The sequence below is a fragment of the Pseudomonadota bacterium genome (assembly GCA_026388275.1).
GTDB lineage: Bacteria > Desulfobacterota > Syntrophorhabdia > Syntrophorhabdales > Syntrophorhabdaceae > JAPLKB01.
This window is the reverse complement of the sequence record JAPLKB010000015.1, coordinates 12,383-38,219: the sequence shown is the minus strand read 5'-3', so window position 1 is coordinate 38,219 and position 25,837 is coordinate 12,383. Positions and strand designations below refer to the sequence as shown.

Here is a 25,837-nt window from a genome sequence, read left to right as displayed (position 1 = left end):
TTTTATTGTTCTTTCACGATTATGATGACTTCCCTCGACGGTTCACTTTCATTGCCTGTTTCATCGAGGCTTGTTACATAATACGAGATGTATCTATTATCGGGAATATTTTTATCGAAGTACATATTCTCTTCAAGGGGCTCATCATTCAGCTTTTCTGCCTTTCCTGAGCTTATCCTGAATATGTTATACCCTGCGAAATCTTCTTCCGTATTTTCTTTCCATGTTATAAGCACACCACCATCTTTTTTCTCGGCTTTTACTAAAGACGGTACTGCAGGAGGAGACATGTCTTTCGGTGTGGCTGATATTTTTATCCCTTCACCTTCACGTTTTATACCTTCCTTTACCTGTACTTTTCTTACTTCATATGCGTATGTTTTCTCGTTTTCAAGCCCTGTATCTAAAAAGTACGATATGGAAATGGGTGTTTTATTCAGAGGAAACAACGGGTAAATATTATCGTCATATCTGTATACATTATACATAAAGCCCTCCTCTTTTTGCCATGAGAGCTCGACTTTTCCGTCACTTTCTTTTAAAGAGACATCTTTCACGGGGTCAGGTGTTTTTTCCCACTTGACTGTAAATGTATTGGAAGGATCTCCTCGTGTACCTTTTTTCGTATACGGATACACCTTATATCCGTATTGGAATCCGGCCATAAGTTCATTATCATAAAACGATACCTTTCCATCCTGAATTAGAAATCCCTTCCGATTATCCAGACTAAGATCTTTAAAAGGTTCAAATGTGCCCATACAACTCCCACAGGCCTTGAATATCTTGAAGCCGGCAAGGTCTTTCTGTTCGGATCCATCTATGTTTTTGGAAGGTATCGAGAAGGAAAGAAACAACATTCCGTCCTTCACCTCTCCTGTCAGATCATTGATCCCGCCAGGGATAGGCAACCCCTTAGGCATAGGGTCTCCTTTTTTCCCGCAGGATGCGAAAAGGAGCATTACCATTATGCTGATGCTAAGAATTACAATATATTTTTTCTTTTTCAATTTCTTTATCCACCTCAGTAAAAGAGGCTCCTCCCGCAGTTTTCCTGGTATTCAGAATGGTGTATGGGTCAATATAGTTGAAAATATCATTCTTGAAGACCTTTGAATATTTCTCCATTTCAATGAGTGCCATATCGCTAAGAAATTTACCTTTTTCCTCGCAGTTCCTTACCATTCTGCCTGCTATAGTGTGTGCCTCCCTGAAGGGTGTCCCCTTTACAGTAAGGTATTCTGCTATCTCTACAGCAGTCATGAAGCTCTCATATACAGCCTTTTCCATCCCTTTTTTGTTTGTTTTCATCTTTTTTATACACAACTCTGCTATGGAAAGGGAATCCTTTACGGTATTGACTGCATGAAACATGGGTTCTTTATCTTCCTGAAGATCTCTGTTGTATGTCATGGGGAGCCCCTTCAGTAATGTAAAGAGGCTGAAAAGATCGCCAATTACCCGGGATGCCTTTCCTCTCAGCAGTTCAAGCGCATCAGGATTCTTTTTCTGCGGCATCAGACTGCTGCCTGTGCAAAGTTCGTCAGGCAGCGATATGAAAGAAAATTCTTCAGTAGAAAATATGATCATATCTTCGGCAAGTCTTGACAGATGCATCATAATCATTGCAAAGGAGAAGACTGAGTCGATAACAAAGTCCCTGTCGGAGACCGTATCCATACTATTTTCAGAGACCCTTGAAAACATTAACCTATTTCCAAGGAACTTTCTATCGAGCGGTATAGTTGATCCTGCAATAGCACCGCTCCCGAGTGGTAGAACGTCTACACGCTCCATGGCTTCCCTAATGCGTTCCCTGTCCCGTTTCAGCATGTAATAGTATGCCATGAGATAGTGTGCAAAGGTAGTAACCTGCGCTTTTTGCATATGTGTATAACCGGGCATTATGGTCTTTTTTTCTTTTTCTGCTTTTTTTACAAGGGTTTTGAGCAAAAGCAGAATAAGCTTGTCTATATCTCCGAGCTCTTTTTTCAGAAACATCCTCATATCAAGCGAAACCTGATCGTTCCGGCTTCTCCCGGTATGAAGCTTTTTACCGGCATCACCAATCTTTTCGATAAGGCGTGCCTCTATGTGCATATGGATGTCTTCCATTGCATCGGAAAATTTAAATATTCCTTTTTTAATTTCTATTTTTATCTCATCAAGCGCTGTTACGATTTCCTCGGCCTCTTTTTCAGTAAGGATGCCTATTTTTTTAAGCATTTCTGCCTGAGCCCTGCTGCCCTCAATATCATATTCGTACAAAGTTCTGTCAAAAGCAATGGATGCACTGAATCTTTCCATTAATGGATCTGTTTTGCCTTTGAACCTGCCGCCCCAAGCTTTCATGCTCTTTCTCCAAATATTGCAGTTCCAATCCTTACCATAGTAGCGCCCTCCTCAACAGCAACCTCAAAATCCGAAGACATCCCCATTGAGAGTTCTGACATATTCAGGGAAAACTCCCTGTTGACCGTTTGCAGAAGGGCATTGAGTCTTCTGAATACGCCCCTGATATCTTCGGGGTTTTCGGCAAAAGGTGGCATAGTCATAAGTCCGACCGGCTCAATGTGTTTCAATTCGCCGGCCTTTTCCAGTATTCTTCTCAGGCCGTCTTCTTCTGCTCCATGTTTGGATGTTTCTCCGGCAAGGTTAAGCTCAAACAAGACTTTCAAGTTTTTCCCGTATCTATCCAGCACCTCAAGGAGTTCCCATCTGTCTATAGAGTGGACGTAATCGAAAAGCTTTGGTATATGTTTTGCCTTATTTGTCTGAACGTGACCTATCATATGCCAACAGGCTCCTTCATTAAATCCTTCAATCTTTTCCTTTGCTTCCTGTATATAGTTCTCTCCTAAATCTGTAAGTCCGGAACGGACAGCTTGCCGGATTCTCTCTATATCAACGCCTTTTGTAGCACCTATCAATTTTACTTCGGATTCGGATCTGCCGGCCCTGTTACAAGCGATGGCTATTTTTTCTCTTACCCTTTTTATTGCATCATCCGTATTTTTTGCCTGTAAATCCATAAAATTATGCCTTGCCGGAAAAAATTACCCGGCGTGTATCAGGTGTTTCGGGTCTATTATTCACGAAAGAACACCGAGAGACAGCAGGGCTTCTGTGACTTCACAGATAGGCAGGCCTACAACATTGGCATAGGAACCCTTTATTTCTTTAACCATATAACCGCCTTTGCCTTGCAATGCATATGAACCGGCCTTATCGAGGGGCTCGGATGTCTTTATGTACCGCAGGATCTCTTCGTCGGTTAAATCCCTGACAAAAACTTTTGTCTCAACAACATCCCGGTATACAATATTTTTTGATATGTTAAGAACACAGTACCCTGTAAACACCTTATGCCATTTCCCCCTTAATGTTTTGAGCATGTTGTAGGCATCTTTTTCCCCCTTTGGTTTTCCCAGTATCTTACCCTTAAGGACAACAATAGTATCTGCTCCTATAACCCAATTATCCGGAAAATGGTTGCCGACTTTACTGGCTTTTTCATAAGATATCCTAAGTACAAAATCCCTGGGTGACTCGTCCTTCCCTCTTTGTTCGTCAATTTTTGGGGGTATAATGGAAAAGGATATGCCAAGAGTTCGTAGAATGTCCACTCTTCGTGTGGATTCACTTGCGAGTATTATGGATGCGCCGTCATTTACTTGAAACATTTTTATCTCCTGTTGTAGAATAGAAAAGTATATGAATTTCACTATAATTTCAAGATAAATGTTATTTACGAGGGATTGTTTATGGTGCACAGCATAGGTTCACAAAAAAATTAAAAATCATTGAATCATTTATGTAAAAATAAGAATTAAACGATAGCAAGAAAGGAGACTTCATGAATGGCGTTATTCAGATTGTTACAACAATTGACGACAAAGGGAAGGCTGAACACATAGCGAAAGAGCTTGTCCGGAAAAAACTTGCTGCAAGCGTGCAGGTAATGGGGCCTATAAAGAGTATCTACAGGTGGAAAGGACAGATAGAAGAGGCAGAAGAATGGCAATGCATTATAAAAAGCAGAAAAAGCCACTACAAAAAGATTGAGAAAGAAATAAGGCTTTTACATCACTATGAGCTACCGGAGATTATAGCGATTGATATAAATACCGCCTTGAAAGGTTATGCAGAATGGGTGGAGGAAGAAACTGATCCTGGATAAATGCTTTGACCCGAAAATGTCTCATATCCTGTTTTTTGAAAGGGGAATGACTTTTTACCACAGAGGTATTACAGCATATTCTTAATCCTCATTTCCAATTCAATGAAGGTGGATTTGGATAACTTCAGAGTGCCGTCTTTCCTTATTCTGTCCGGTCTGACTTTTTTCACGGCTTTAACTACAGACGCTTTTATCCCTAGATTGCTGAACATGAAGTATCTGAATGCATAACTCGTAATATCATATTTGTCACTCTCCGAAAGCCAGAAAAACATTTAAAGTCCTTTGTCAGATAGAAATAATTTTCCGGAAACTGCACCGGGCGAAAAATTAACAGTTCTGTAAAAACGAGTTTTGTAACTCTGACGCAAAGCTGCTCTGCTGTGAGGCAGTTTGTTCAAAAGAATTTTAACAGAAGTACAGAGAAAAAGCCATAGCCCTTTGCATTTCTTTGTAGCAGCTATTTTCTGAACCGTTGCTGAAGGAAAAACCCCGTGGCAACGAGTTCGTTCAACCTATTCCAGGAATGATATTGCCTCCTGAAGGGAAAATTGCAACATCAGCCTCAGGTATTGTCCGTGATGCTATATCGACAGCCTCTGGAAGAGTTAGTGCATGGGTGAATTTCATCATCTTCACCTGTTCGGTGCTGAGGCCTTCTGTAACATGAATTACATTATATTTTTCAGCAAGTTCTTTGAAATATACCACCTGCATAATGTATGAAATGCCGAATGACCGGAGATGATCGGGAATGTCGTCCCTGATCAGGCGTTGATGAAAATAGCTTGCTGTTTCATTGCTTGCCATCTCTTTAATAAGCGGCATAATAGGTCCTGCTTCCTTCTGAGGGGCAACCCAGATAATCGTTCCCCCTGACCGGGTACAGAAACTTGCCATTGTGAGCGCTTTTGTGGCCTGAACGCCAATCTCCAGAGGGAAAGCAGAGATTATTGTTACATCGGCAACCTTTGGAAGCGGTACCTGGTAAAGCGATTGTGCATAAAGAGACGCTTCCCGGTGTTCGGCCACAGGGTCGCCGGCAAAGGCCTTTATAACCTCTTTCTTGTGATTCATTATAAGATCCAGTTTGAATGAAAGCCTTGAGAGTCGCCCTGCATCGATGATCTCTTCGTAAAAAGGATTCCCATCAAGGATATTAACGCGGCAACCCCTATGACGCATCCAGGTAAAATGATGATCGGCAACAGAACGGTATGAAGAGACACCGGGCATGATAATTTTACATCCCCCGCTGTATCCGGCAATAGGATGGGGCATGCACTCCCCGACCCCGATAATCATATCAGCAAAGGCAACAATTGGATTAACCTCCACCAGAGTACCGCGATGGGTTTTGCCGATGACAACATTCTCTGAAGAATGGGGGTCATGAGAAAAAACCCTGCACTTCAAACGATTGAATGCCTCCGTTCCTATCTTGTTTTCCAATTGTACTATATTGAGGGCTGGATGTGTCCCAAGGGCGCAGACAGCGCTGACCCGTTCATCCGGGATACCGGCCATGTTTAACCTGTTCAGCATTTCGGGTAAGGCTATGTGTGCCGGAGTAGGTCGCTGAAGATCATCAAAGAGAACCGCAACCTCCATGCCTGGTTTTGCAATTTCTTCGATTCCCGGCGAACCTATGGGGTTGTCAAGGGCTCTCTTTATTTCTCCCAGGGCATCGGCAACCCCTGGTACAGGAGGCATATCATCGGCAGAAATAACACTCCATCCGGCAGGCAGGGCAAAGCAGATCTCTTTCCCTTCACATAAAACAAAATAACTCATAGTTTCACCTCATTAAAATGTAACGGGCACGAGCATATAAGAATCAAATTCCCTTATTTAGTCAAGAGTTTCTTCAACTCAGGGCCGGTTTTGGGGTTTTTTGCAACAACATCTTTCCATCCTTCATCATAGGCTGTTTTCAGGAACTTCTCCTTCTCTACAGCGGGCAGATCAATAGTTTCAATACCTTCTTTTGACAATAAGGGGCGTTCCTTCTTTTCAAGGTCTTCAAATACAGCGACTACTTTTTTCTCGGCCTCTGCGGCTGCTTCTGTCAAAACATCCTGAAGTTTCTTAGGGATCTTATTCCATGTCTTCAGATTTATTAGAAGAGGGTTCGGCACATTGTAAAATCCCGGATCTACAACGTATTTTGTCTGTTTTTGCCAGCCCCAGTCGCGAATCCCGACAGCTGGCCAGCAATAACCATCAACAACATTTCTTTCAAGCGCTATATATACCTCTGTAGGCGGTATTACTACAGGGTTTCCGCCAAGCCCCTTTATTGCCTGAAGATACATAGGAGAAACACGAATATTAAGCCCCTTGAGATCGGCAGCCTTTATGGGTTTTTTCAGATAAAGGTGGAATTTTGTGCCAAGACCAAGCCTTGCAAGCATATGGACTCCGATCTTTTTTTCATGGAGATCGTTAATATAAGCCAGAGCACCGCTTGTTCTTTCTTCGGCAGGCGTAAAATTAGATAGTTTGTATGCGTCCACTTCAGGTAAGACCGATACATAATAGGCAGTGGTGGTAAATACCATATCAACCATGCCGCGCTGTAATGCCTGAACCTGATCCGGCGATTTCACCGCCTCCGGCCCTCCGATGAACTGTATCTTCAGCTCCCCGGGAGCCTTTTTTGCCACCATCTGATCAAGTATATCCGAAAACATGGTAAAGGCCTTATATTCACTGGCTGTTTTTGGCCATCCGGCTATCGCCTTCAGTGTAATCGTTTCAGCTTTAACTATTCCGTTCACAATACCCATAGCCAGAAATATAAACATCACTGCAAACAACAGAAAAAATGATTTATTCTTTCCCATAACAAACCTCCTTGTTTTTAATTGATACCAATTTGCCTTTGCTACCTCGTTCTATTTTTGAATCCAAATTGTTATAACTATTATCTTTGTTTCGATATTTTAGCCATCTCCTTATCTGCATTCTATGGGACTCACGTCGACCCATCGTCTCTAAACAGCTTAAACAGTTTATCTGTGTATCCCGTGCCCGCGAAGTGTGCGTTACGGGCTTGCCCGTGTACATCTACTTTGCCATCCCCATAAGAGCCGGGACAATGGTTGCAATAGAAGGCATGGCAAGCACGATGGCAATACACAATATATCTATGATTACATAAGGAATTACTGCCCTCCAGATATCCGCCATTGTCACTTCAGGAGGGGCCACGCCTTTCATCACAAAGAGGGTAACACCGAAGGGAGGGGTAATCAAGCCTGTCTCCAGTGCAATAAGCATGAGCACACCGAACCAGATTGTATTGTATCCGAAGGCATTAACGACAGGCATATATATCGGTATGGTGATCATCATAATGGCAACGGTTTCCATGAAACAGCCCATAATAAGGATCACAACCATCATACCGATAATTATCACTATCGGCGAAACGGCAATGTTTGTAATGAAATTTGTCATGCCTGCTGCGGCACCGGTAAAGGCCAGTATCTCACCATATGTGCTGGAAACGATAATAATCATGAATATCATAACAGTGATTTTTACTGTTCCCATGACCGACTTTTTCATGGTTTCCCATGTTAAACGGCGGTAGACCAAGGCTAATATAAATGACCCCAACGTCCCTGTTGCGGCTGCTTCTGTAGGGGTTGCCACACCGAGAAATATGAAACCTATAACCATGAAGATGATAAGGCCCAATGGCAGGAGGTACTTCGCGGTAGCCAGCACCTTTTCTTTCAAAGGCACATGGGGTACATCGTAAAGGGGTGCCTCGTTCGGGAAGATATGACACCATATGACGACAAAAACAAAGTAAAGGCCGGACATGATAATGCCCGGCACGATGCCGGCAATAAGGAGCTGGCCCACATCGATGTTTGCAAGGCTTGCGAGTACTACGGTAAGCGCATTGGGAGGGATGAGGGCATCAACGGTGCCTACCCCCATAAGCGGTCCGAGGCTCATATTTTTACTGTAGCCCCGCTTCAGCATGTCCGGCAGCAGGATGGTCCCGAGGAGCGCACATGTAGCAATAGTAGAGCCGGAAAGAGCGCCGATAATGACTCCCATAATAATAGCGAGAATAGAGAGTCTGCCCCTGAGTTTGCCGAGCCATTTGTCAAGCACATTCACCGCATCAAGTCCGAGGTTAGTATGGAATATCAGTTCACCCATAAGAATGAAAAAGGGTACAGGAAGCAAAGTAAAAGTTGTAATGGATGTGAAAACCCCTGTGACAACCCCTACAAGACCCGGTATCCCGCCAAGAAAAAAATAAGCTGCAACCATATTGACAATGAGAAAGGCAAAGGCGATAGGTATCCCTGTGAGCAGCAGCAAAACCATGCCGCCAAAGAGAAGTGATATGATTTGCCACCATTCCATAGGTTAGCCGCCTTCCCTGATGCTGCTGAATTTTTGCCAGGCCATCCTGAAAAATTGTATGGTAAGGAGTATGCTTCCTATAGGGATAATGCAGAAAACAGACCATTTCGGAACGGTTACCGCACGTACGTCCGTTACACTGTTTGCTATACATTCATACATGTATAGAATGCTGAAATAGACCATAATAATACAGGCGAGTCCGCCGATTATAAACATGATGCAATCGAGACACTGCTGAGTTTTCTTATTAAGATGAACATATACTATTTCGGTGATGACATGCCCGCCCTCTCTTAACAGCCAGGTCGTTGCCAGGAACACTATCCACAAAAGGGCATATTCGGTTGTCTGCGTGATCCATATAGTCGTCTGCCTGAAGATGAAGCGCATGCCTATGGTATAGCAGACAGCAGCGCATATAAATACAAGCATAACCCCTGCCAGGGCTGCCATGATATCCAGCGCCTTATCAAAAGCAGTCCAGAATCGCCTCACAAAAATAAACCCCCTAATATTTTATACATTCACTCACAGGTGTTTTACATACACACCTTTATTTTTCCTTCAAGCTGTTCCCAGTTTTCATCAACCTCTCTCTGCATCTTCCGTATCTGTTCCTCATTCAGTTGACGATATCGTCCCTGGATTTTTAGATATTCCTCCACCGGCAGACCTTGAGATTCATGTGTGATCCGGTACTGTGTCCCGTCTATAATCTCGTACAAGGGAAAGAGCTTTGTCTCCACAGCAAGCATCGTTGATCTGGCGGTGAGGTCCTCAGGCATTTTCCAGCCTGTAGGGCAAGGGGCAAGCGTATGGATAAACTTTGTGCCCTTGATGCTTTTTGCCTTTTTCACTTTTTCCATAAGGTCCAGGGGATAACCCATGGCAGCAGTTGCAGCATAGGGTATTCTGTGAGCTGCGATGATCTGCATAAACTGTTTCTTTCTCCCCTGCCGTCCTGCCGGGGTAGTCATGGTCCAGGCATTCTCAGGGGTTGCAGAGCTTGACTGGATGCCTGTGTTCATGTATGCCTCGTTGTCGAGACAGACATAAATGAAATTGTCATTCCGGGCTGCAGCGGCTGATAAAGACTGGAGCCCGATATCGAAGGTCCCGCCGTCGCCGGCGAATGCAAGCACTGTTGTGTCTTCTTCGCCCCTGATTTTCAGGGCATTAGCTATGCCTGCCGCAGTCGGGGCAGCTATCTCTAAGGCCGAATGGAAACTGGGCACATCCATGACACTGTTCGGGTAAGCTGCGCTGATGACGGCAGCACAGGAGGGTATAATGACAACAATAGTTTTTTCTCCAAGCACCTTTAAAACAAGCCTCATGGTGCTTGCCACACCGCAGCCCGGACATCCCATATGGCCAGACCGCATATATTCTTTTTCTGTCTGTTCAATGACCATGCCTAACTCCTTCGCACCCATACAGGCAATTCAACGGATTCTTTTCTGTTGAGGGCATCCGTAACCATGTTTTCGATCATCTCCGGCGACACATCCGAGCCGCAGATACCGGCAATATAACCGGTTACAAGAGGGCGGCGCTCAAGGGGATAGAGGGCGGCCTTCAACTCCTGACACCATATGCCTTCTTTCCCTATGGAGATATTGCGGTCCAGCACTGCTACCCTGGGAACATCTTTCAATGCCTCCTGTACCTCCTGAGTCGGGAAGGGCCTGAAGGCTTTCATTTTAAGCAGCCCTGCTTTATAACCCTTGTCCCGGAGAGACTGTATGGCCATACGGGCTGTGCTCGTCATGGCTCCGCTTGTAACAAGAACGATCTCGGCGTCATCCGTATTAACGGTCTCTATCATATCATAACCTCTGCCGATGATTTCCCGGTATTCCCTGTCCACCTCTTTAATTACCGGTCTTGCCTTTTCCATGTCTTCGAAAGTCCGCTGCCGGTATTGCATATACTGGTCGGCGTTTATCACGTTAGCAATATATGCGGGATTATGTATGTCGAACCGCGTCGGCAGGGAAAAGGACGGCAGGAATGCATCAACTGAAGCCTGGTCCGGTATTTCGATAGGTTCCAGAAAATGGGAAGTAAAAAAACCGTCTATACAAACCATGATCGGAAGGAGTATCTGCTCGGCAATTCTGTAAGCCTGTATAACAGTATCACAGGCTTCCTGAGCGTCTTCACAGTAAAACTGCAGCCACCCCGTGTCTCTCTGGGAGAGACTGTCGGATTGATCGCTTCCGAATGCCCATGGAATGGCAATTACACGGTTTACATTGCACATTACCACAGGAACCCTGTTCCCTGAGGCAAAGTGGAGCATTTCATGCATGAGGGCAATGCCCTGCGAGGCCGTGGCTGTGAAAGTGCGCACACCGGTAAGGGAAGCTGCCACTACAGCCGCCATTGCCGAGTGCTCCGACTCCATCCTCATCATAATCCCCTTGAGTTTTCCTTCCATTTCCATTTCAGAGAGTTTCTCATAAATAGGGGTCTGGGGGGTAATAGGGTAGGCTGCTACCAATTGTACCCGTGCGAGACGAACCGCTTCTGCTACTGCATAATTGCCTGTTAACAGCTCTTTCATTGGCCGACCCCCATCTCAATTACATGTCTCGGGCAGGTAGAGGCACAGATGCCGCAGCCCTTACAATAATCAGTTTTAATACTATACCCGTTATTTCCTGTTTTTATTATGGAAATGTCCGGACACAGGAGAAAACAAAGATCACATCGGGTACATTTCCCGCAATAAAAGCACCTTTTTGCTTCTTCAACCGCACTTGATATGTCCAATCCCTTATTGACTTCCTCAAAACCCTGTATTCTCAATTTCGGAAGGATCTTCTCTCCGTAGTGGGGTGGGGTTTTTTTGTAGAGCAGCGTATTGAGTTCCGAGAACTGCACAACACTTTTGAGTTGTTCAAGCGGCTCAAGCGGTTTGAGCCCTTCATCCCCTATCTTTTGCTCAACAGAATCCATATATCCCTGAAAAGATAATGAAGTACCGGCACCAAGCCGCAGCATCTGGATTATATCTTCTTTATTGCCGCCTGATGCCTGCAAATGCATTGCAAGGGCTGCCTTTTTCCCGGAGGCAATGGCATCAACAACGGCAGGTCTCTGTTTGATCAGATCGCCTCCCGCATAAATGCTCCCGATTCGCGTCATACCGAATTCGTTCACAAAAACCTTGCCGGAATCCCCGTCGAGGATATCTGCCGAAAAAAGATTAATATCGGGTATCTGTCCGATTGCCACGATTGCAAGATCAGTCTCAAGCATCAGGTCTTTGCCCTTTGCAGGCATCATTATGTAAATATCGGTCTGTGGGTCTTTCCGGACTTTTGTTTTGCTTAAGCGGATATGCGTGAGTCCCCTGTCGGTTACGATAAACTCTGCCGGTTTATACCCACCGATCATTTTAATTCCTTCCTCATGACCTTCCTTAATCCCTTCCGGGATAGCCGGGAAATCATCGGGAGCTTCAGGAGCAACCATGGTAATTTTAACTCCAGGCGCGCATATACGGAGAGCAACTCTTGCAACATCTACGGCAACATCGCCGCCGCCTATAACTACGACATGCTTTTTTTGTTTATACCTGCTGCCCTTAGTGTTATCTGAGAGAAAATCGAGTCCATGCAATACATCCTGTGCATTCTCGCCTGGAGTGCCCGCGATCCTCGGAATCCATGCTCCGATGGAAAGGAAGAGAAAATCATAGGCGGATTTGATGTTGTCGAGCATTTTCCTGTCAATATTTACAGTCGTCTCTATGTCTATCCCCAGAGAAACAATCCGGTTTACCTCTTTTTTCAGCATATCCTTGGGCAGGCGGTAGTCGGGAATCCCATATCTCAGGACTCCGCCGGGCTCATCATACTTCTCGAATATTTTTACCCTGTGACCGAAACGCGCCAGAAAATATGCTGCCGACAGACCGGCCGGACCGGAACCGATAACGGCAATGTTTTTGGGATCATGGGCAACAGCGTTAGACATCTTCGGCTCAGCATTGCCGGACTCTGCGATGATGCGTTCCAGACTTCTTATTTCAAGGGCTTCATCGTATTGGCCCCTGTTGCATTTAAGCTGACAGGGGTGGTAACAGACTCTGCCGCACACACCGGGAAGGGGATTCTCCTGAAGAAGCACTTCCAGCGCATGATCAAAATCCTTCTCTGCAGCAAGGGACATAAAACCGGCAATATCGTTGCCTGCAGGACAGGCCTCCCTGCATGGAGATATTTTCTCAACATAAAAAGGTTTTTTAGAACTCCACTGTCCGGTCTTAAATATTTCCGTTGAGCCTCTTGAAAAAAGGGAGACAGCTTCTATATCCTTAATTGTTATTACACGTTTATCCATCTATTGCACCTCCGTAAAAAGCCGGGTCAGCTCATATGCCCTCCGGGCGGCAGCAATATTCTCTTCAATCCTGGCAGGAACAGTATCTTTAATAGCCTTTTCGAGATATTCCATGGGTACGGCGCCGCTTGCCTTAGCATATGCGCCGAGCATTGCCGTGTTGATCATAGCGCCTAACCCCAGATCTTCGGAAATCGAGAGGGCATCCACAAGGGCAAGGCGGAACTTCCGTAACGCCTTAAAATCATTTGTAGTAAGTGCATTGTTGATGAGGATGAGTCCCCTGGGCTTTAATATGGCATCAATCTCTTTTTCATCAACAAGGTCAGGGGCCATAAAAATTACCTCGTCCGGTCTGGTAATTTCGCACTTTAAGAGTATTTTTTTATCGTCAACCCTCAAGAAGCTCGCAACAGGCGCACCACGTCTCTCACCGCCAAAAAGGGAAAAACACTGCGGGTACATCCCCATGCTGAAAAATACCTTTGCCAGTATCTGGGACGCGATGACTGCTCCCTGTCCTCCCCTGCCGTAGAATTTGATTTCAACCATTGTCTGCCTGCCTCTCTTACGATGTTATAGTATGGGTTTTGTCTGTATTGTCTTTATCAAAGGCATAGCGCAGTGTATCTTTTTTTGATTGTTCAAGGTGGTAAGCTATCGCCTCATTTACCTTTTTTATGTCTCCTGTTTCAATCGCCTCAAGGATCCCCTTGTGGCCGTCTATGGCGCGCAAAACAACGTCTTTCAAAAATATGCTCTGTACCCTGTATCTCAACATATGCCGCCTCAGAGTCTGTGTCAACTCGAGCAAACGCTCACTGCCGCTATGTTTCGAAATAATCTCGTGAAACTGACCGTCCAATTCAATGAAGGTCTTTATGTTTCCTTTTTCAACCTCAATTTCAGCGGCTGCAATATTTTTTGCCAACTCCTTTATCAATTTTTCATGTGCTTTTTGGATTGCCCAGTGTGCAGCCAGGCCTTCCAATAATGCACGAATATCGCATATCTGTGATACATCCTCCTCGCTTAAGGGCTTAACCGCGTAACCCACGCTCGGCATTGATGTAATGAGTTTCTCAAGTTCAAGACTGTGAAGTGCCTCCCTTACAGGGGTCCTCGATGTTCCGATCTTATCTGCAATCTTAGCCTCTATAAGCCGTTCATTGGGGGCTATCGCGCCGCTTAAAATCATCTCACGGATATGATTATAGACTTTCCTCCGTATTGTTATGTCTTTATTTATTACTAATTTCTCCATATTGGGATACTGTACCCCGGTATAAAATTATTTGTCAATGTTTTTTCATTCAATTTCTTCGCAATAGTAGCAGAGAAATTTACTTCATTATGTCACATGTGACAGTTATTTTGTGAACTGAGATATACCTCAATTACAATCTGTCGTATATGACAGATACTGAGCTTTTGAGCTTTATAACATATTGATTATACAGCCAATTTATATTTGGCTCGATATTTGCTTCTATAAATAAAGCTATGTTCCAAATAATGAAACTCTATACCACGAGATGGAATGCATAATGGAGTGCAGGATGGGCATAATAGAACAACAGCTAGGATTGACATAAATAGTTAAAACAAATAGAGAGGAGAAGCTCATGGCAAAAACATTTATGGATCCACATGATGTTCCGACAATCCCAGGTACAGAAGGCTGGGAGAAGATGTATCCTTATCAATATCTGTTTTCCAAAGATGATCCGGAAAGGGCTGCCTTTGAAAGCAGCCAGATCTGGTTTTATGACGGATTACACTACACAGTCCCCCACTATCCCTTTGACCTTATATGGGATGAAGCATGGTCCATGACACTTTCGCAGTACAATACCCGTCACTGGCTTGTTCCGCCCTCAATGGGCATTGACCACAGGGTTGTGAACGGCTACGTATATATCAGTCCTGTAGCTGTTTCTGATCCTGAAGAAATACCAAAGAGAGTGCCGCATTTCATGGAACGTGCCGGTTACTATTTCCAGAACTGGGATAGTTTATATGAGAAGTGGAAGAAGAAAGTAGTCGGCGTTATCGAGAAACTCGAGGCAATGAATTTTACGGATTTGCCTGAGATGGAAGATATCAGCGTTATCAAGGAAGGTCTTGGAGTGGGAAGCGGCTATAAGTTCCTGAAAGCATGGGATGAACTTATTGATCTTGGTCTTCTATGCTGGCAGTACCATTTCGAGATGCTGAATCTTGCCTATGCTGCACAGGTAACTTTCTTTCAGACAGCAGATCAGATTTTCCCCGGTGTTCCAATACCGACATTAACCAAGATGTCTGCCGGATTTGACCCTGTTCTGTTCAGACCTGAGGAAGAGCTTGCCAGGCTGTCCAAGCTTGCAATTAAGCTCGGTCTTGAAGAAGAGTTTGCAAAACCCTTAAAAGCTGAAGTGCTTATGAAGGAACTGGACAAAAATGCTGCAGGAAAAGAATGGCTTAAGGAACTTGAAGTAGCAAGATATCCCTGGTTCCATATGTCTACCGGCACCGGTTGGTTTCACACGGATCAAAACTGGAACGATAGCCTCGACATACCATTTGCGTCCATTAAAGCCAATATAATGGCTCTGAAGGAAGGCAAGACACTTGGCAGGAATAGAGAAGCAACGCTTGCGGAAAGAGATAGAATTACCGAGGAATACAGAGCGCTTATCAAGACTGACGTTGATAGAGAGGCCTTTGATCAGGGCCTCGCTCTGGCCCGTTTAGTGCTCCCATATGCAGAAGACCACAACTTTTATGTTGAGCAGTGGTTCCACACAATCTTCTGGAAGAAGGTCCGCCAGGTAGGCCAGGTGCTTAAAAATGCAGGTTTCTTTGAAGATACTGAAGATGTATGGTTCTTAAAACGTGATGAAATCAAAGCTGCTATATGGGATATGGTTACAGGATGGACAACAGGTGTAAAATCAAGAGGACCATCTTATTGGCCGAAAGAGATTGCCTGGAGAAAAGATGTATGGAAGAAACTTTCAGAATGGTCGCCCCCGCCGGCGATTGGCACGCCTCCGGATGTTGTTACAGAACCTTTCACGATCGTAAGTTGGGGTATTACAAGTGATACGTTGACAGGTTGGCTGGCATCCGATGAAGGAGGAGAAGGCGGAGACTCAAACACATTAAAGGGCAATCCTGGCTGTTCCGGTGTTGTTCAGGGAAAAGCAAGGGTTGTAACTAATCCCGAAGATCTTGCAAATGTACAGGTCGGTGAAATCCTTGTAGCAAAGAGTCTTTCCCCGAGCTGGACGCCCTCATTTTCAACAATTGCCGGTACAATAACGGATGTGGGTGGCCCTATGTGTCACGCTGCAATCATTGCCAGAGAATATAACGTACCGACAGTTGTCGGCACCGGGAAAGGCACGCAGGTTATAAAAACTGGCGACCTGGTAAAATTGGATGGTGATACAGGTTTGGTAACAATACTCGAAAGGGCTAAATAACTCACGGATAGATTGTCATAACCCTCTTTTTTGCAGAGGCGGCTGCAGGCGATTCAAAGCAATACGCGTGCAGCCGCTTTTTTTTATCTTCGTTGCTGCTTTTCCTGCAACTTATGAATAAACCCCAATTTTTCAATAGATAAGCAACAGTGTTGAACTGTCTTCCTATCTGTTGCTGTGATTGATCTATGATAATCACATTTTACCTGAACAATAATCGATTATATCCTACATGAAGTGTAGTAAATATCCTACATGAAGTGTAGTAAATGTCCTATAGAAAAAACTGTTTGATTGTTATATTAAGTTAAACAGAATAAATAGATAGATTGAATATTCAACCTGATAAAACCAAACCGTCAGAAATGGCGGGACGGAAAACCTTGAGGGTCTTAGACAATTTACAGCTTTGATATGCGTAAGTCAGACAGCCTCGGTTGCCGGATTAAATATAATTTAAATGCTAAGGGGGTATAAGCAACATGAAAAGATCAAAATATTTCTTTATCGCGTTAGTTTGTTTATTTTCACTGACGTGTGTGTGGGGCGTGACTCCAGCAGAAGCGGTGCGTACTCAACCTCCACCTACAATTACGGATTTGAACACCTCAGACCTGAACTCTATAGTGTCTCAACAGTACTGGTACGATATTAACACGGGAAAATACATCTTGACGGTTCATGAAGATTACAATGAGGTCAGAATTATCCCTTACCCATCCCATGATGGATATGCCATTGTTAATCCTCAAGGCGGGTTTTTTGAAAAAGAGATTAGTAATGTCACGGGGGGAGGCTTAAATCTGCAATTTGTGGTAACAAATACAACACCGTACACTTGGTCCGATTACCATTTCCTTCTTATGACGGAAGGAGCAACCTATAATGATAGTACTGGGAATACCCACAGCAACCCGTTCGTAGACGGTGGTTTTAGGGATTTAGGCTATCCTTATCCTTACAACAACAACAGAGAACTTATGTTCTTCTCCTCAACAGACTGGCCAGCCCATGTAAGTCCAGGAGACACGGCAAATTTTTATTTTACGATTACTGACCCGAATAATGATCCATTTACCATTTGGCAAGTCGCTACCACATCTGTCCCGATCCCGGGTGCAATTCTCTTATTTGGACCTGGTCTTGCAGGCATTGCTTTACTCAGGAAACGTATGGGGCGCCGCGGTTAATTTATTCTAAAAGGCAGGGTTTATTCCCCTGCCTTTTTCATAATGAACTACGATTTAAATTTACTTGACAGTATGTGTATGGGATATCCTGTCCCGATCAGCGGGTTTTCCGGTTCAGCCCCTGGCTTGTCTGATAAGTGCCAGCATCATATCAACTGCCTTGGCCGCGAACTCCGGATCATTGATATTGTTGTCCATTTCGACTAACTCAATACCTTCCATGATGTTTGCCTTGATGGCATCGAACATTGCCTTATCAGCTTCGCGGTCGCAGAACGGCTGATTGTCGCTGTCGAGCATGGATACCCCTTTGAGAGGGATGAGAAATGCAACCGGGCCCTTAGCGGCGTTTGCTTTTTTCGCGAATACTTTTCCCATTTTCTCATTTTCTTCTTTGTTGGTACGCATCAGGGTAACCGATGGAGTCCATTCGTAGAACGTACGGTTCCCTTTCTTATATTTTTCAGGTACCGTATCCATTCCACCGAAATTGGCCATGTCCACGCATCCCGGTACGATGAGGTGAGGTATTCCCGTTTGTCCGGCTGCATCAAGTCGTTCGGGACCTGCATCGAATACCCCGCCGCAAACAGTGTCTGCCCATTCAGTGGTTGTAATATCCAGAACAGCGTCAACTAAACCTTCCCTTATGAGGCTTTCCATCGTCTTCCCGCCGGTTCCGGTTGCGTGGAAAACAAGAATCTCATAACCCTCAGTCGAGAGACTCTCCATGCAGGCGTTGACACAGGGAGTTGTGTTGCCGAACATTGATGCTGCTATGACCGGTTTGTCTACTGAGCTTTCGGAGATATCAGTTTCAACCATGCCGCAGACCGCACCGGCTGCGCGCGCGAAAATAATGCGTGAAATGCGATTAATACCGGCCACGTCTACGATGGAAGGGATCATCGTGATATCCTTGGTCCCCACATAAGTTCCAACATCGCCTGATGCTGTGGTCGAGACACAGACTTTTGGCATGCCAACTGGAAGGACGCGCATTGCAGAAGTAACGACCGCTGTTCCTCCGGTGCCACCCATACCGATGATGCCGTCAATCATATTGTCATCGTATAGCGACTTAACGATTACCGGTATGCCCTCACACATAACCTTCATTGCCTCACCGCGGTCTTTCCTCTCTCGAAGTTGTTCAAGGCTGCCGCCGCTGGCCTGTGCGACATCGTAGGCCTGTACGTCCACGGGGAAGAGGTCGGTTGATCCCATTATTCCAGTGTTAACTGTAAGTACTTTATGCCCTCTTGCAAGGATTTGCTCACGAACAAAGGCATATTCCGCACCTTTGGTGTCAAAGGCTCCAATTAAACATATCGTTTTCATTTCCCCTCCTTTTGCCCCCTTATTTTTTTGTTCAAGTTTGCCTTTATTCAATTATTGTACCTGTTTTCCATTCAACTTTTGACAATATTGTGATAGCTATTTATATTGTAGTTTTACCAGAAAATCAGTAATCATAAAAGTTTTTTTAGATGAGCCTCACGAGAAAGTTGAGAACGCCAATCACTTTTTTGGTTCAGGTAAAAAAATTTTGTTGGCTTTGTTGGCCGCCACTGCAATGACGATGCCAATGCGCCAGTCCATGATCCTGCCATCCACTGTATTACTTCAAGCCGAATATCGCTATAAATGGAATATGCGTATTAAAACATGCACAATACAACAACAGGTAATTATTAATAATTACCTGTATTTATCTGGTAAAGCATCAATATTTCCACTTGACAAGAAACGGCCTGCTTGATACCATGTGCTTGTTATTAGCAGCCAAAATAACCTTCGGTGACATATTGGATAAAAAAAAGGATGCACAGAAATGGTTTTTGAAAGGGTGCCTTCTTGATGAAATCGATTCGATTTCTGAAGAAGCGATTGAGGCTTACAAAAAAACTATCCAGTTAGATGATACATATGTTGATGCCTATATTAATCTGGGTTCTCTCTATATTAAGAAAGAAGACTATAAAACAGCCTTGAAGTATTTCAGTAAGGCTGTTCAATTGGAGCCGAATAGTCCTGCCGTCTACAACAATTTGGGATATGTATATGAAAAGATGGAGCGTTTTGGAAGCGCAAAACGAATGTATGAAAATGCTATCCAACTAAATCCCCGCGATGTTGAGGCCCATACAAATATTGCTTTTATTTTGGAATTACAGGGAGATTATAACCAAGCCATAGAGCTATATCAAAAAGCCATAGAGATTGACCCAGGCGTAACCTCGCCCCACTTTTGTCTTGCCGTTTTATACGACCGGCATGATATGTTTGACGAGGCCCTTGAGGAATATGATAATGTTATTGAAATTGAACCCAACCATGCAAAAGCCCTTTTCAATATAGGGACTATCTATCTCCAGCATGGGAATCATGCACTGGCTGTTAAATCTTTCAGGAAACTCCTTGAAACAAACCCCGACCTGTGGGAAGCATGGAGTAATCTTGCATTAATTTACGATGAGATGGGTAATTACGAAGAGGCTGTCAAGGCATATAAAAAATCACTTTCCTTTGACTTGCTACAGGAAAAAGTACATGTTAATCTTGCTCAAATCGAATATCTCCATTACAAAAAAAATCCCGATGAAGCTAACTGGAAGAGCGTGCGAGACAGACTCCTTTTTGTTTTGTCAATAAATCCTGAAAACAAAAAAGCGCAGAGGCTCCTCCAGGAGCTCGAGGGCATAGAAGGATAGTGGGTAAGGAAGGGAAAGCCTCCTACGCCTCCTTTGCATGGATAAGCCTCTGCAAAAAATAGTCTTTGAGTTCACACCATAGAAAAACAGGATCAACAGTGCTTGTTGAAAAGTGGTCTTTGTGGTCTTCCATGGTTTTGGCTGCCAGAACGCCTGCCATTTTGTCTCGTTCTGCTTGTGTTTTAATCTGAGCTTCTTCAAATAAATTGTGTGGGATAAAAGCCTTAAAGCGAATATCTTTTATACATATTTCTTCAGTCAGATCAGAGAACTTACCGGCATCTTCTTCTGTTGGTAAGATTCCCCCCGCTTTCTGGTTATCGGAAAGCATATCGTCTGATGTCTCTTTTATTGCACCTGCTTCTTCCGATCTATCTGCTGCCTCTGTTACCCCTTGGCTTGCCGCGGGGTAGTTCATTTCTTCTATTTCTTCTTCAATATCATAATCATTTTCAGTTGGGAGGTCTTCAAAGATCTTTGTTTCTTCAGGTGAAAAAGAGACAATTTCCGTTGGGGTATCTGTAATATCATCCTGGTATTTTTCCTCTGTTTGAGAAGACCTTTTTCGCGGTTTTCTCTTCTGTAGAATTGGGCCGGTTAGCTTTTGAAAACGTTGCCCTATCTGCTCAACAATTTTATCGGTAATTTCTGTTAGTCCATTAGTTTCTCCGGCCTTCAATGAAAGCTTGCAGATTTTGTTAATTAAACGCGGAACACCATGCTCAGAATATTCCCAGAGCATTTCAAATGCATTTTCAGAAAAAATAGCACGCGATGCACCTGCCAGTTTAAGACGTGCCTCTACATAATGGCGGAGGAGTTCTATATTAGGAATTTTTTCTATTCTATTGTAAGTCCCGATTCTTTGATAAAGGTTTGCACGTCTGGGATGTTCCAATCTCTTTGCTAGCTCCATTTGTCCGGCAAGAACAATGGTAAATAGGTTCTTTGTATCGTCCTGCATGTTTGTAAGGAGCCTCAGGCTTTCGAGGTTTGTCGGGGTAAGAGCATTTGCTTCATCAATAAAAATAAGCACTTTTTTATGCTCGTCATGTGTTTTAAAGAGAATCCTGTTGAATATTTCCAGCAATTCGACTCTTCCCCTTATCTCACATTGCGCACCCGTCAGTTGACCGATAATTTCTTTCAGCAACTGGACAAAGGACATATCCGGGTTGGTAATAAAGGCAATACGATATTTCTCCTGATTGAGAGAATCAAGAATCATGCGAAGCGACAGAGTCTTCCCCAGACCAATATCCCCAACAATGACAGCAATGCATTCATTTCCCTCATCTATAGCAAATACTGTTTCCGCAATGGCATTTTCCACAGATTCATGTGCATCAACATACATAGAAGGATCCGGAACATTGTCGAAGGCAGGTTTATGTAGACCCCAGTACCGACAATATTCGGGCACTTTTTGGACTGACGAGTCAGCCCCCGGCAACGTATTGTCTGAATTTATGGTGGTGGCTGAGTTATTCATAGCACTTTACTCCTTTGTATGTAGGTTAGTATATCGTCAAGCAAAAAACGTTTTAATTTGCCAACCTTATAGCATCCTATTTCTTTTTCTTTTACTAGTCTTTGTAGTAAATATTTGCTGATCTTTAGCATCATGCAAACATCTGCAGAGGTAAGCATTCTCTGTGGTTGCATAGATGCAAAGTTCAGGTTCAATACAATCTTTCCGTCTTCAGACTCCATTTTCTTAATTTCAATTTCGTACGGATTGTTTCCAGAAATGTTGATGTCCTGTGAATCACTTTTGTTTTTCAAAGGATAATCGTGTAACTCATAAGCATTTACCGTACCGGCATTATTCTCAACCGGTTTTTGTTCAATAACTTTCCGAAAAGAATTTGCAGCATTCTTTTCTGTGTTGCTGTCATCGGCTTTTCGCCTTTTAACAATGCTTATTTTTTCCATATTCCTTCCCCTTCCTGTCTGTGCTCTTTATTTTTTCTTCCCACATAATATAATGATAATACAAACACATCCATATTGCAATGACATCGATCACTTTCAGAAGGGGATTGGCAAGCGGGATATACATATTAAATTCAATATCTTTTAAATTCCGTTTTTACCGATGACTGTAGAGTTCTGCAAAGAAAATAATTAAAATTAGAATACTGACAGCGGTGTCAACTGGATTTAATAATGTAGTTGACAACTCATGCCCGTTCTGTTTGTAATAAGTGAAGATTTTTATACGGAGGATTATAATGGATTCAAAGTTTAAACAAATACAGGAAAAATCTATTGCAATGAGAGGTATTGACCTCAACAGTGCGTTGAAACTTTATGATATTGGCAGAAAAAAACCTTTCATGCTTATGGGATATGCCTCAGACATAAAGGATCATTTTAAAGGGAAAGAGGTTTCCTTTTGCTGTATCGTAAATGCAAAGTCAGGATTGTGTCCGGAAAACTGCAGATTCTGTGCACAGTCCGCACACCATCATACAAATGCCGAAGTATATCCACTAATATCAAAAGAAGAGATGATCGAAAAAGCAAGACAGGCAAAGGAATACGGCGCCCATTTTTTCGGAATTGTAACAAGTGGGACGGAGATTGCAACCCAGGAAGAATGGGACAAAATTGAGTATGCTGTAAAAGCAATTGAGAAAATAGGCATCAAACCCTGCGGTTCCCTTGGTATGCTTGATCTGAAAAGGGCACAAAGACTCAGAGAGGCAGGTCTCTGCCGGTATCACCACAACCTTGAGACGGCAAGGAGCAATTTTAATAACATTTGTACTACCCATGATTACGAAGAGGATATAGAAACAATAATGAATGCAAAAAGAGCAGGACTCTCTACGTGCTGCGGAGGGATAATCGGTCTGGGAGAGACGATGGAGCAGAGAATTGAGCTTGCCCTTACATTAAAAGAGATGGATGTTGATTCCGTACCTATAAATATTTTAAACCCTATCCCGGGCACGCCTCTCGCGGATATCCCTCTTCTTCCACCGATAGAAATTCTTATCACAGTCGCTCTTTACAGATTTATACTACCGGACAAGGACATTAAACTGTGCGGAGGGAAAGAAAAAAATTTACGTCAGCTTTTACCTCTTGGCATTGTTGCCGGCTGCAATTCTCTCATGACAGGTAATTACCTGACAACGCTGGGCAGGGATGCAGCCCTTGATATGGAGATGATACGGGACCTCGGATATTCCCCGGTATATTAAATATTGTCAAAGATAATGAAAGTCTAATTCCTGCCGCCTGCTGCTTTTTTTGCCGCCTTAATATACACCCGCATTCTCCTGAGGTTTCCTTCATGGAGTATATTGGAAAGTGCCCTGTCGTCGAGCATTGAAAGGGCATTTATGTTGTTTATTCCATGTTGCTGCAGTCTTAAAAAATTTGCCATTCCCATGCCTTTCAGGTGAAGAAGATTTATGCTGTCCCTCTCGCTCTTATCGAGAAGGCTTTGGTCAATCCCGTAGCTTGTTTTAACTCCTTTTGCAATAAAATAGGTGAGCTTTTCTTTTTCGATAAAGGTGAGCTTTTCAACTTTTGTTGCGTAAGAGAAGACCGTATGTTTGTCTATCATAACAAATGAAAAAACTGAAAATATAAGACAGGATAGCGCAATCAGGATATTGTTTCGTTGTCGCAATTTTATCCCCTCCAAAAAATTTAAGAATGCGACAACTTCAAAACTAAAAACTAAAAATCCGATATAACCGGGAACAGGCATTTCAAAGAGCTTCAGATCTTCAAAAAAAGGTACTGTATAAACCCATTTTGAGACAGACCAGAAATTCCATGTTTCCCACAAAATGCCGCATAAAAGTCCTGAGAGTATTGTGGCAATAGTATTACTTATAAGTCCCCTTTTAAAATCCTTCATAAATGAAGCATAACCTTTTAAATAGTTATAACCGTCGAGTGTAAGCGCAAGAAACACCCATACAAGAGGAAAACAATAAATAGGGTACAGGCATGTTAACAAAATTGTTATTAAACCGAGCAGGATTGAATAAACCGGGTAGCTCCTTATGCAGATGGGTTTTGTCTTTAGTGCCCTGCGGACAAATACCCCAGGGCTTGCTTCGAAATGATTTGCTCCGCAACCTGTTTCGGGGTTATTCATTTCATGCTCTTGCTTTGCCTTTGATAACCCAAGGCTTGCCGCGTGGTAGTTCATTTTACCGATAAGGCTGAAAATTAGTTCTTTCGTTACATATATCGAGGGAATGACGGTCCCATATGCAAGAAGATAACCTGTATACCGTTGATATATCTCCGATGGGAGATTTATATAGAACCAATTTTGAATTCTGACATTGATAACTTCGAAGATACACCAGAAACCACAGGAAATAATAATTAAAAAAGGAAGGCCTTTGTTCAAAACAAGATACTTATTTTTTTTAAATGAATAAGAAACATCCATGAATATTATGTAAGACCACCATAATATTATGTAAGAAAAATATTGGAAGGGCTCAATTCTGTATAAAAGAATGTAGTAACCGGACAAATGTATAAGAAGCGAAAAAACTAATATTATTAAGCGGTATTTCACATATTATGAATTGTTTGATGCATTCTCAAAGGTTTTTGTTGTTTCAGCGTTCTCGTCCGATGTTTGTTTTACCCTTGTGGCGCCAATATAAGTCCTGGAGTAAAAATCCGATGAGAGAGAATCTATCTTTACACCTAACCTGTTATGTCCTGAAGAGGAATGTATAAAATTACCATCCCCGATAAAAATACCCACATGAGTCGGATATTTTGCGTATCTCTTTGTCTTAAAAAATACCAGATCCCCGATTGCCAGATTATCTTTACTTATTTTCCAGCCTGTTTTGAACTGATCCCTCGCGCTTCTCGGAAGTTGTACATCAAAAATATCATAAATCTTTTTTACATAAGCAGAGCAATCAAGGCCCTTAACGCTCTCACCGCCATATTTATAAGGTGCTCCGACAAAGCTTTTTGCAACCTTTACCAGCATGTATTTCTCTTCGCTGCTTTTCCACGGTTTTAAAGGCTTATTGGTAAGTGTTATAAATTCATCATCTTTTTCTTCTTCTGTTATCTTCGGGATAAGTATTACTTTTTTGGGGGATAACTTTTTATCTTTCAGATTGTTTGCTTCAAGAATATCATTTTTGTCAACATTGAACATTATTGCTATCTTTTCAATGGTATCACCTTTTTTTGTTTTGTATTCTGTAAATTCGCCGTCATTTTCCGTAATTTCAAACTCATTTAGTCTGTTGTCGTTAACTTCCTTTCTTGTCTTATAGGCGATTTTAATGTGTTTTTTGGAGGTCCGCTTGCTTATTTTTACCTTTTTTGATTTTGCGCTTGAAAGATTCCTGGATTTTTCAACTGATGTTTGATTTTTTGTTGTTGTAATTTGAGTATCTTTTTGTTTTACATTGTTTGCTGCAGGAGCTGAAAATGCGTTATTTGATGCGGTGATAAGAAGAAACAATACGGAGATTATAATAACGATACACCTTCTCATTACCCTACCTTATCAATGCTTTATTT

24 protein-coding genes and 1 riboswitch are annotated in these 25,837 nt (G+C 43.1%); of the genes, 5 read left to right on the top strand and 19 right to left on the bottom strand.

The window, feature by feature from the left end; all coding sequences use genetic code 11:
• Positions 1-2: 2 nt before the first annotated feature.
• Genes NT010_03870 through NT010_03855 form a run of 4 tightly spaced genes read right to left on the bottom strand, consistent with a single transcriptional unit; the run spans position 3 to position 3,683 of the window.
• A complete protein-coding gene (locus tag NT010_03870) occupies positions 3-1,010 on the bottom strand; it encodes a hypothetical protein (GenBank protein ID MCX5805196.1) in 1,008 nt (335 codons plus the stop codon).
• A complete protein-coding gene (gene argH, locus NT010_03865) occupies positions 979-2,352 on the bottom strand; it encodes an argininosuccinate lyase (protein ID MCX5805195.1) in 1,374 nt (457 codons plus the stop codon). The genes NT010_03870 and argH overlap by 32 nt, the downstream gene beginning before the upstream one ends.
• Entirely contained in the window at positions 2,349-3,032 is a 684-nt protein-coding gene (locus tag NT010_03860) for a YggS family pyridoxal phosphate-dependent enzyme (protein MCX5805194.1), read from the bottom strand. The genes argH and NT010_03860 overlap by 4 nt, the downstream gene beginning before the upstream one ends.
• Positions 3,033-3,092: 60 nt before the next feature.
• Positions 3,093-3,683 (bottom strand): Maf family protein, encoded by a 591-nt coding sequence (locus NT010_03855; GenBank protein ID MCX5805193.1) that lies wholly within the window; start codon positions 3,681-3,683, stop codon positions 3,093-3,095.
• A 173-nt stretch (positions 3,684-3,856) separates the two neighbouring features.
• On the opposite strand from NT010_03855, the gene NT010_03850 reads away from it, so the two are divergent.
• Positions 3,857-4,180: a divalent-cation tolerance protein CutA gene (locus tag NT010_03850; protein ID MCX5805192.1), complete on the top strand. Its 324-nt coding sequence runs from the start codon at positions 3,857-3,859 to the stop codon at positions 4,178-4,180.
• 68 nt (positions 4,181-4,248) lie between these two features.
• Here the strand turns inward: NT010_03850 and NT010_03845 are convergent, their stop codons facing one another.
• The 10 genes from NT010_03845 to NT010_03800 form a co-directional block, all read right to left on the bottom strand.
• On the bottom strand, positions 4,249-4,455 hold the full coding sequence (locus NT010_03845) for a hypothetical protein (GenBank protein ID MCX5805191.1): 207 nt from the start codon (positions 4,453-4,455) through the stop codon (positions 4,249-4,251).
• 235 nt (positions 4,456-4,690) lie between these two features.
• A complete protein-coding gene (gene larA, locus NT010_03840) occupies positions 4,691-5,974 on the bottom strand; it encodes a nickel-dependent lactate racemase (protein MCX5805190.1) in 1,284 nt (427 codons plus the stop codon).
• Between the two features lie 53 nt (positions 5,975-6,027).
• Positions 6,028-7,026 (bottom strand): TRAP transporter substrate-binding protein DctP, encoded by a 999-nt coding sequence (gene dctP, locus NT010_03835; GenBank protein ID MCX5805189.1) that lies wholly within the window; start codon positions 7,024-7,026, stop codon positions 6,028-6,030.
• Between the two features lie 223 nt (positions 7,027-7,249).
• The gene (locus NT010_03830; GenBank protein MCX5805188.1) at positions 7,250-8,572 is read right to left on the bottom strand and encodes a TRAP transporter large permease subunit; all 1,323 of its coding nucleotides are present in this window, start codon (positions 8,570-8,572) and stop codon (positions 7,250-7,252) included.
• Between the two features lie 3 nt (positions 8,573-8,575).
• Entirely contained in the window at positions 8,576-9,070 is a 495-nt protein-coding gene (locus NT010_03825; GenBank protein MCX5805187.1) for a TRAP transporter small permease, read from the bottom strand.
• Positions 9,071-9,114: 44 nt separating this feature from the next.
• Positions 9,115-9,990, bottom strand: coding sequence for a thiamine pyrophosphate-dependent enzyme (locus NT010_03820; GenBank protein MCX5805186.1), 876 nt, complete (start codon positions 9,988-9,990; stop codon positions 9,115-9,117).
• Positions 9,991-9,992: 2 nt separating this feature from the next.
• Positions 9,993-11,144 carry a pyruvate ferredoxin oxidoreductase gene (porA, locus tag NT010_03815; GenBank protein ID MCX5805185.1) on the bottom strand — a complete coding sequence of 384 codons (1,152 nt, stop codon included), beginning with the start codon at positions 11,142-11,144 and terminating at the stop codon, positions 9,993-9,995.
• The gene (locus NT010_03810; GenBank protein ID MCX5805184.1) at positions 11,141-12,928 is read right to left on the bottom strand and encodes an FAD-dependent oxidoreductase; all 1,788 of its coding nucleotides are present in this window, start codon (positions 12,926-12,928) and stop codon (positions 11,141-11,143) included. Before NT010_03810 ends, porA begins: the two co-directional genes overlap by 4 nt.
• A complete protein-coding gene (locus NT010_03805; GenBank protein ID MCX5805183.1) occupies positions 12,929-13,480 on the bottom strand; it encodes a 2-oxoacid:acceptor oxidoreductase family protein in 552 nt (183 codons plus the stop codon).
• 16 nt (positions 13,481-13,496) lie between these two features.
• Positions 13,497-14,192 (bottom strand): GntR family transcriptional regulator, encoded by a 696-nt coding sequence (locus tag NT010_03800; protein ID MCX5805182.1) that lies wholly within the window; start codon positions 14,190-14,192, stop codon positions 13,497-13,499.
• Positions 14,193-14,553: 361 nt separating this feature from the next.
• Between NT010_03800 and NT010_03795 the strand changes: the two genes are divergently transcribed.
• Positions 14,554-16,398 (top strand): PEP-utilizing enzyme, encoded by a 1,845-nt coding sequence (locus NT010_03795; GenBank protein MCX5805181.1) that lies wholly within the window; start codon positions 14,554-14,556, stop codon positions 16,396-16,398.
• 340 nt (positions 16,399-16,738) lie between these two features.
• Positions 16,739-16,843, top strand: a riboswitch (cyclic di-GMP riboswitch).
• A 37-nt stretch (positions 16,844-16,880) separates the two neighbouring features.
• A complete protein-coding gene (locus NT010_03790; protein ID MCX5805180.1) occupies positions 16,881-17,588 on the top strand; it encodes a hypothetical protein in 708 nt (235 codons plus the stop codon).
• 114 nt (positions 17,589-17,702) lie between these two features.
• Here the strand turns inward: NT010_03790 and NT010_03785 are convergent, their stop codons facing one another.
• A complete protein-coding gene (locus NT010_03785; GenBank protein ID MCX5805179.1) occupies positions 17,703-18,929 on the bottom strand; it encodes a Tm-1-like ATP-binding domain-containing protein in 1,227 nt (408 codons plus the stop codon).
• Between the two features lie 467 nt (positions 18,930-19,396).
• On the opposite strand from NT010_03785, the gene NT010_03780 reads away from it, so the two are divergent.
• Positions 19,397-20,302 (top strand): tetratricopeptide repeat protein, encoded by a 906-nt coding sequence (locus NT010_03780; GenBank protein ID MCX5805178.1) that lies wholly within the window; start codon positions 19,397-19,399, stop codon positions 20,300-20,302.
• 22 nt (positions 20,303-20,324) lie between these two features.
• On the opposite strand, the gene NT010_03775 is transcribed toward NT010_03780, so the two are convergent.
• Positions 20,325-21,794 carry an AAA family ATPase gene (locus NT010_03775; protein ID MCX5805177.1) on the bottom strand — a complete coding sequence of 490 codons (1,470 nt, stop codon included), beginning with the start codon at positions 21,792-21,794 and terminating at the stop codon, positions 20,325-20,327.
• Positions 21,791-22,237, bottom strand: coding sequence for a helix-turn-helix domain-containing protein (locus tag NT010_03770; protein MCX5805176.1), 447 nt, complete (start codon positions 22,235-22,237; stop codon positions 21,791-21,793). Before NT010_03770 ends, NT010_03775 begins: the two co-directional genes overlap by 4 nt.
• A gap of 299 nt (positions 22,238-22,536) precedes the next feature.
• Here NT010_03770 and bioB point away from each other — a divergent pair, with 299 nt between their 5' ends.
• Complete coding sequence (gene bioB, locus NT010_03765) at positions 22,537-23,514, top strand: biotin synthase BioB (GenBank protein ID MCX5805175.1); 978 nt, start codon at positions 22,537-22,539, stop codon at positions 23,512-23,514.
• A 23-nt stretch (positions 23,515-23,537) separates the two neighbouring features.
• Here bioB and NT010_03760 read toward each other — a convergent pair whose 3' ends face one another.
• Entirely contained in the window at positions 23,538-24,686 is a 1,149-nt protein-coding gene (locus tag NT010_03760) for a hypothetical protein (protein MCX5805174.1), read from the bottom strand.
• A gap of 177 nt (positions 24,687-24,863) precedes the next feature.
• A complete protein-coding gene (locus NT010_03755; protein ID MCX5805173.1) occupies positions 24,864-25,811 on the bottom strand; it encodes a peptidoglycan endopeptidase in 948 nt (315 codons plus the stop codon).
• Positions 25,812-25,837 lie beyond the last annotated feature (26 nt).

Bases quoted from the DNA above. Each gene is read 5' to 3' on its own strand.
- NT010_03800 (MCX5805182.1), bottom strand. From the start codon at position 14,192: ATGGAGAAATTAGTAATAAATAAAGACATAACAATACGGAGGAAAGTC.
- NT010_03830 (MCX5805188.1), bottom strand. From the start codon at position 8,572: ATGGAATGGTGGCAAATCATATCACTTCTCTTTGGCGGCATGGTTTTG.
- bioB (MCX5805175.1), top strand. From the start codon at position 22,537: ATGGATTCAAAGTTTAAACAAATACAGGAAAAATCTATTGCAATGAGA.
- NT010_03820 (MCX5805186.1), bottom strand. From the start codon at position 9,990: ATGGTCATTGAACAGACAGAAAAAGAATATATGCGGTCTGGCCATATG.
- NT010_03860 (MCX5805194.1), bottom strand. From the start codon at position 3,032: ATGGATTTACAGGCAAAAAATACGGATGATGCAATAAAAAGGGTAAGA.
- NT010_03755 (MCX5805173.1), bottom strand. From the start codon at position 25,811: ATGAGAAGGTGTATCGTTATTATAATCTCCGTATTGTTTCTTCTTATC.
- NT010_03790 (MCX5805180.1), top strand. From the start codon at position 16,881: ATGAAAAGATCAAAATATTTCTTTATCGCGTTAGTTTGTTTATTTTCA.
- porA (MCX5805185.1), bottom strand. From the start codon at position 11,144: ATGAAAGAGCTGTTAACAGGCAATTATGCAGTAGCAGAAGCGGTTCGT.
- NT010_03795 (MCX5805181.1), top strand. From the start codon at position 14,554: ATGGCAAAAACATTTATGGATCCACATGATGTTCCGACAATCCCAGGT.
- argH (MCX5805195.1), bottom strand. From the start codon at position 2,352: ATGAAAGCTTGGGGCGGCAGGTTCAAAGGCAAAACAGATCCATTAATG.
- dctP (MCX5805189.1), bottom strand. From the start codon at position 7,026: ATGGGAAAGAATAAATCATTTTTTCTGTTGTTTGCAGTGATGTTTATA.
- NT010_03845 (MCX5805191.1), bottom strand. From the start codon at position 4,455: ATGTTTTTCTGGCTTTCGGAGAGTGACAAATATGATATTACGAGTTAT.
- NT010_03810 (MCX5805184.1), bottom strand. From the start codon at position 12,928: ATGGATAAACGTGTAATAACAATTAAGGATATAGAAGCTGTCTCCCTT.
- NT010_03775 (MCX5805177.1), bottom strand. From the start codon at position 21,794: ATGAATAACTCAGCCACCACCATAAATTCAGACAATACGTTGCCGGGG.
- NT010_03855 (MCX5805193.1), bottom strand. From the start codon at position 3,683: ATGTTTCAAGTAAATGACGGCGCATCCATAATACTCGCAAGTGAATCC.
- NT010_03770 (MCX5805176.1), bottom strand. From the start codon at position 22,237: ATGGAAAAAATAAGCATTGTTAAAAGGCGAAAAGCCGATGACAGCAAC.
- NT010_03785 (MCX5805179.1), bottom strand. From the start codon at position 18,929: ATGAAAACGATATGTTTAATTGGAGCCTTTGACACCAAAGGTGCGGAA.
- NT010_03805 (MCX5805183.1), bottom strand. From the start codon at position 13,480: ATGGTTGAAATCAAATTCTACGGCAGGGGAGGACAGGGAGCAGTCATC.
- larA (MCX5805190.1), bottom strand. From the start codon at position 5,974: ATGAGTTATTTTGTTTTATGTGAAGGGAAAGAGATCTGCTTTGCCCTG.
- NT010_03850 (MCX5805192.1), top strand. From the start codon at position 3,857: ATGAATGGCGTTATTCAGATTGTTACAACAATTGACGACAAAGGGAAG.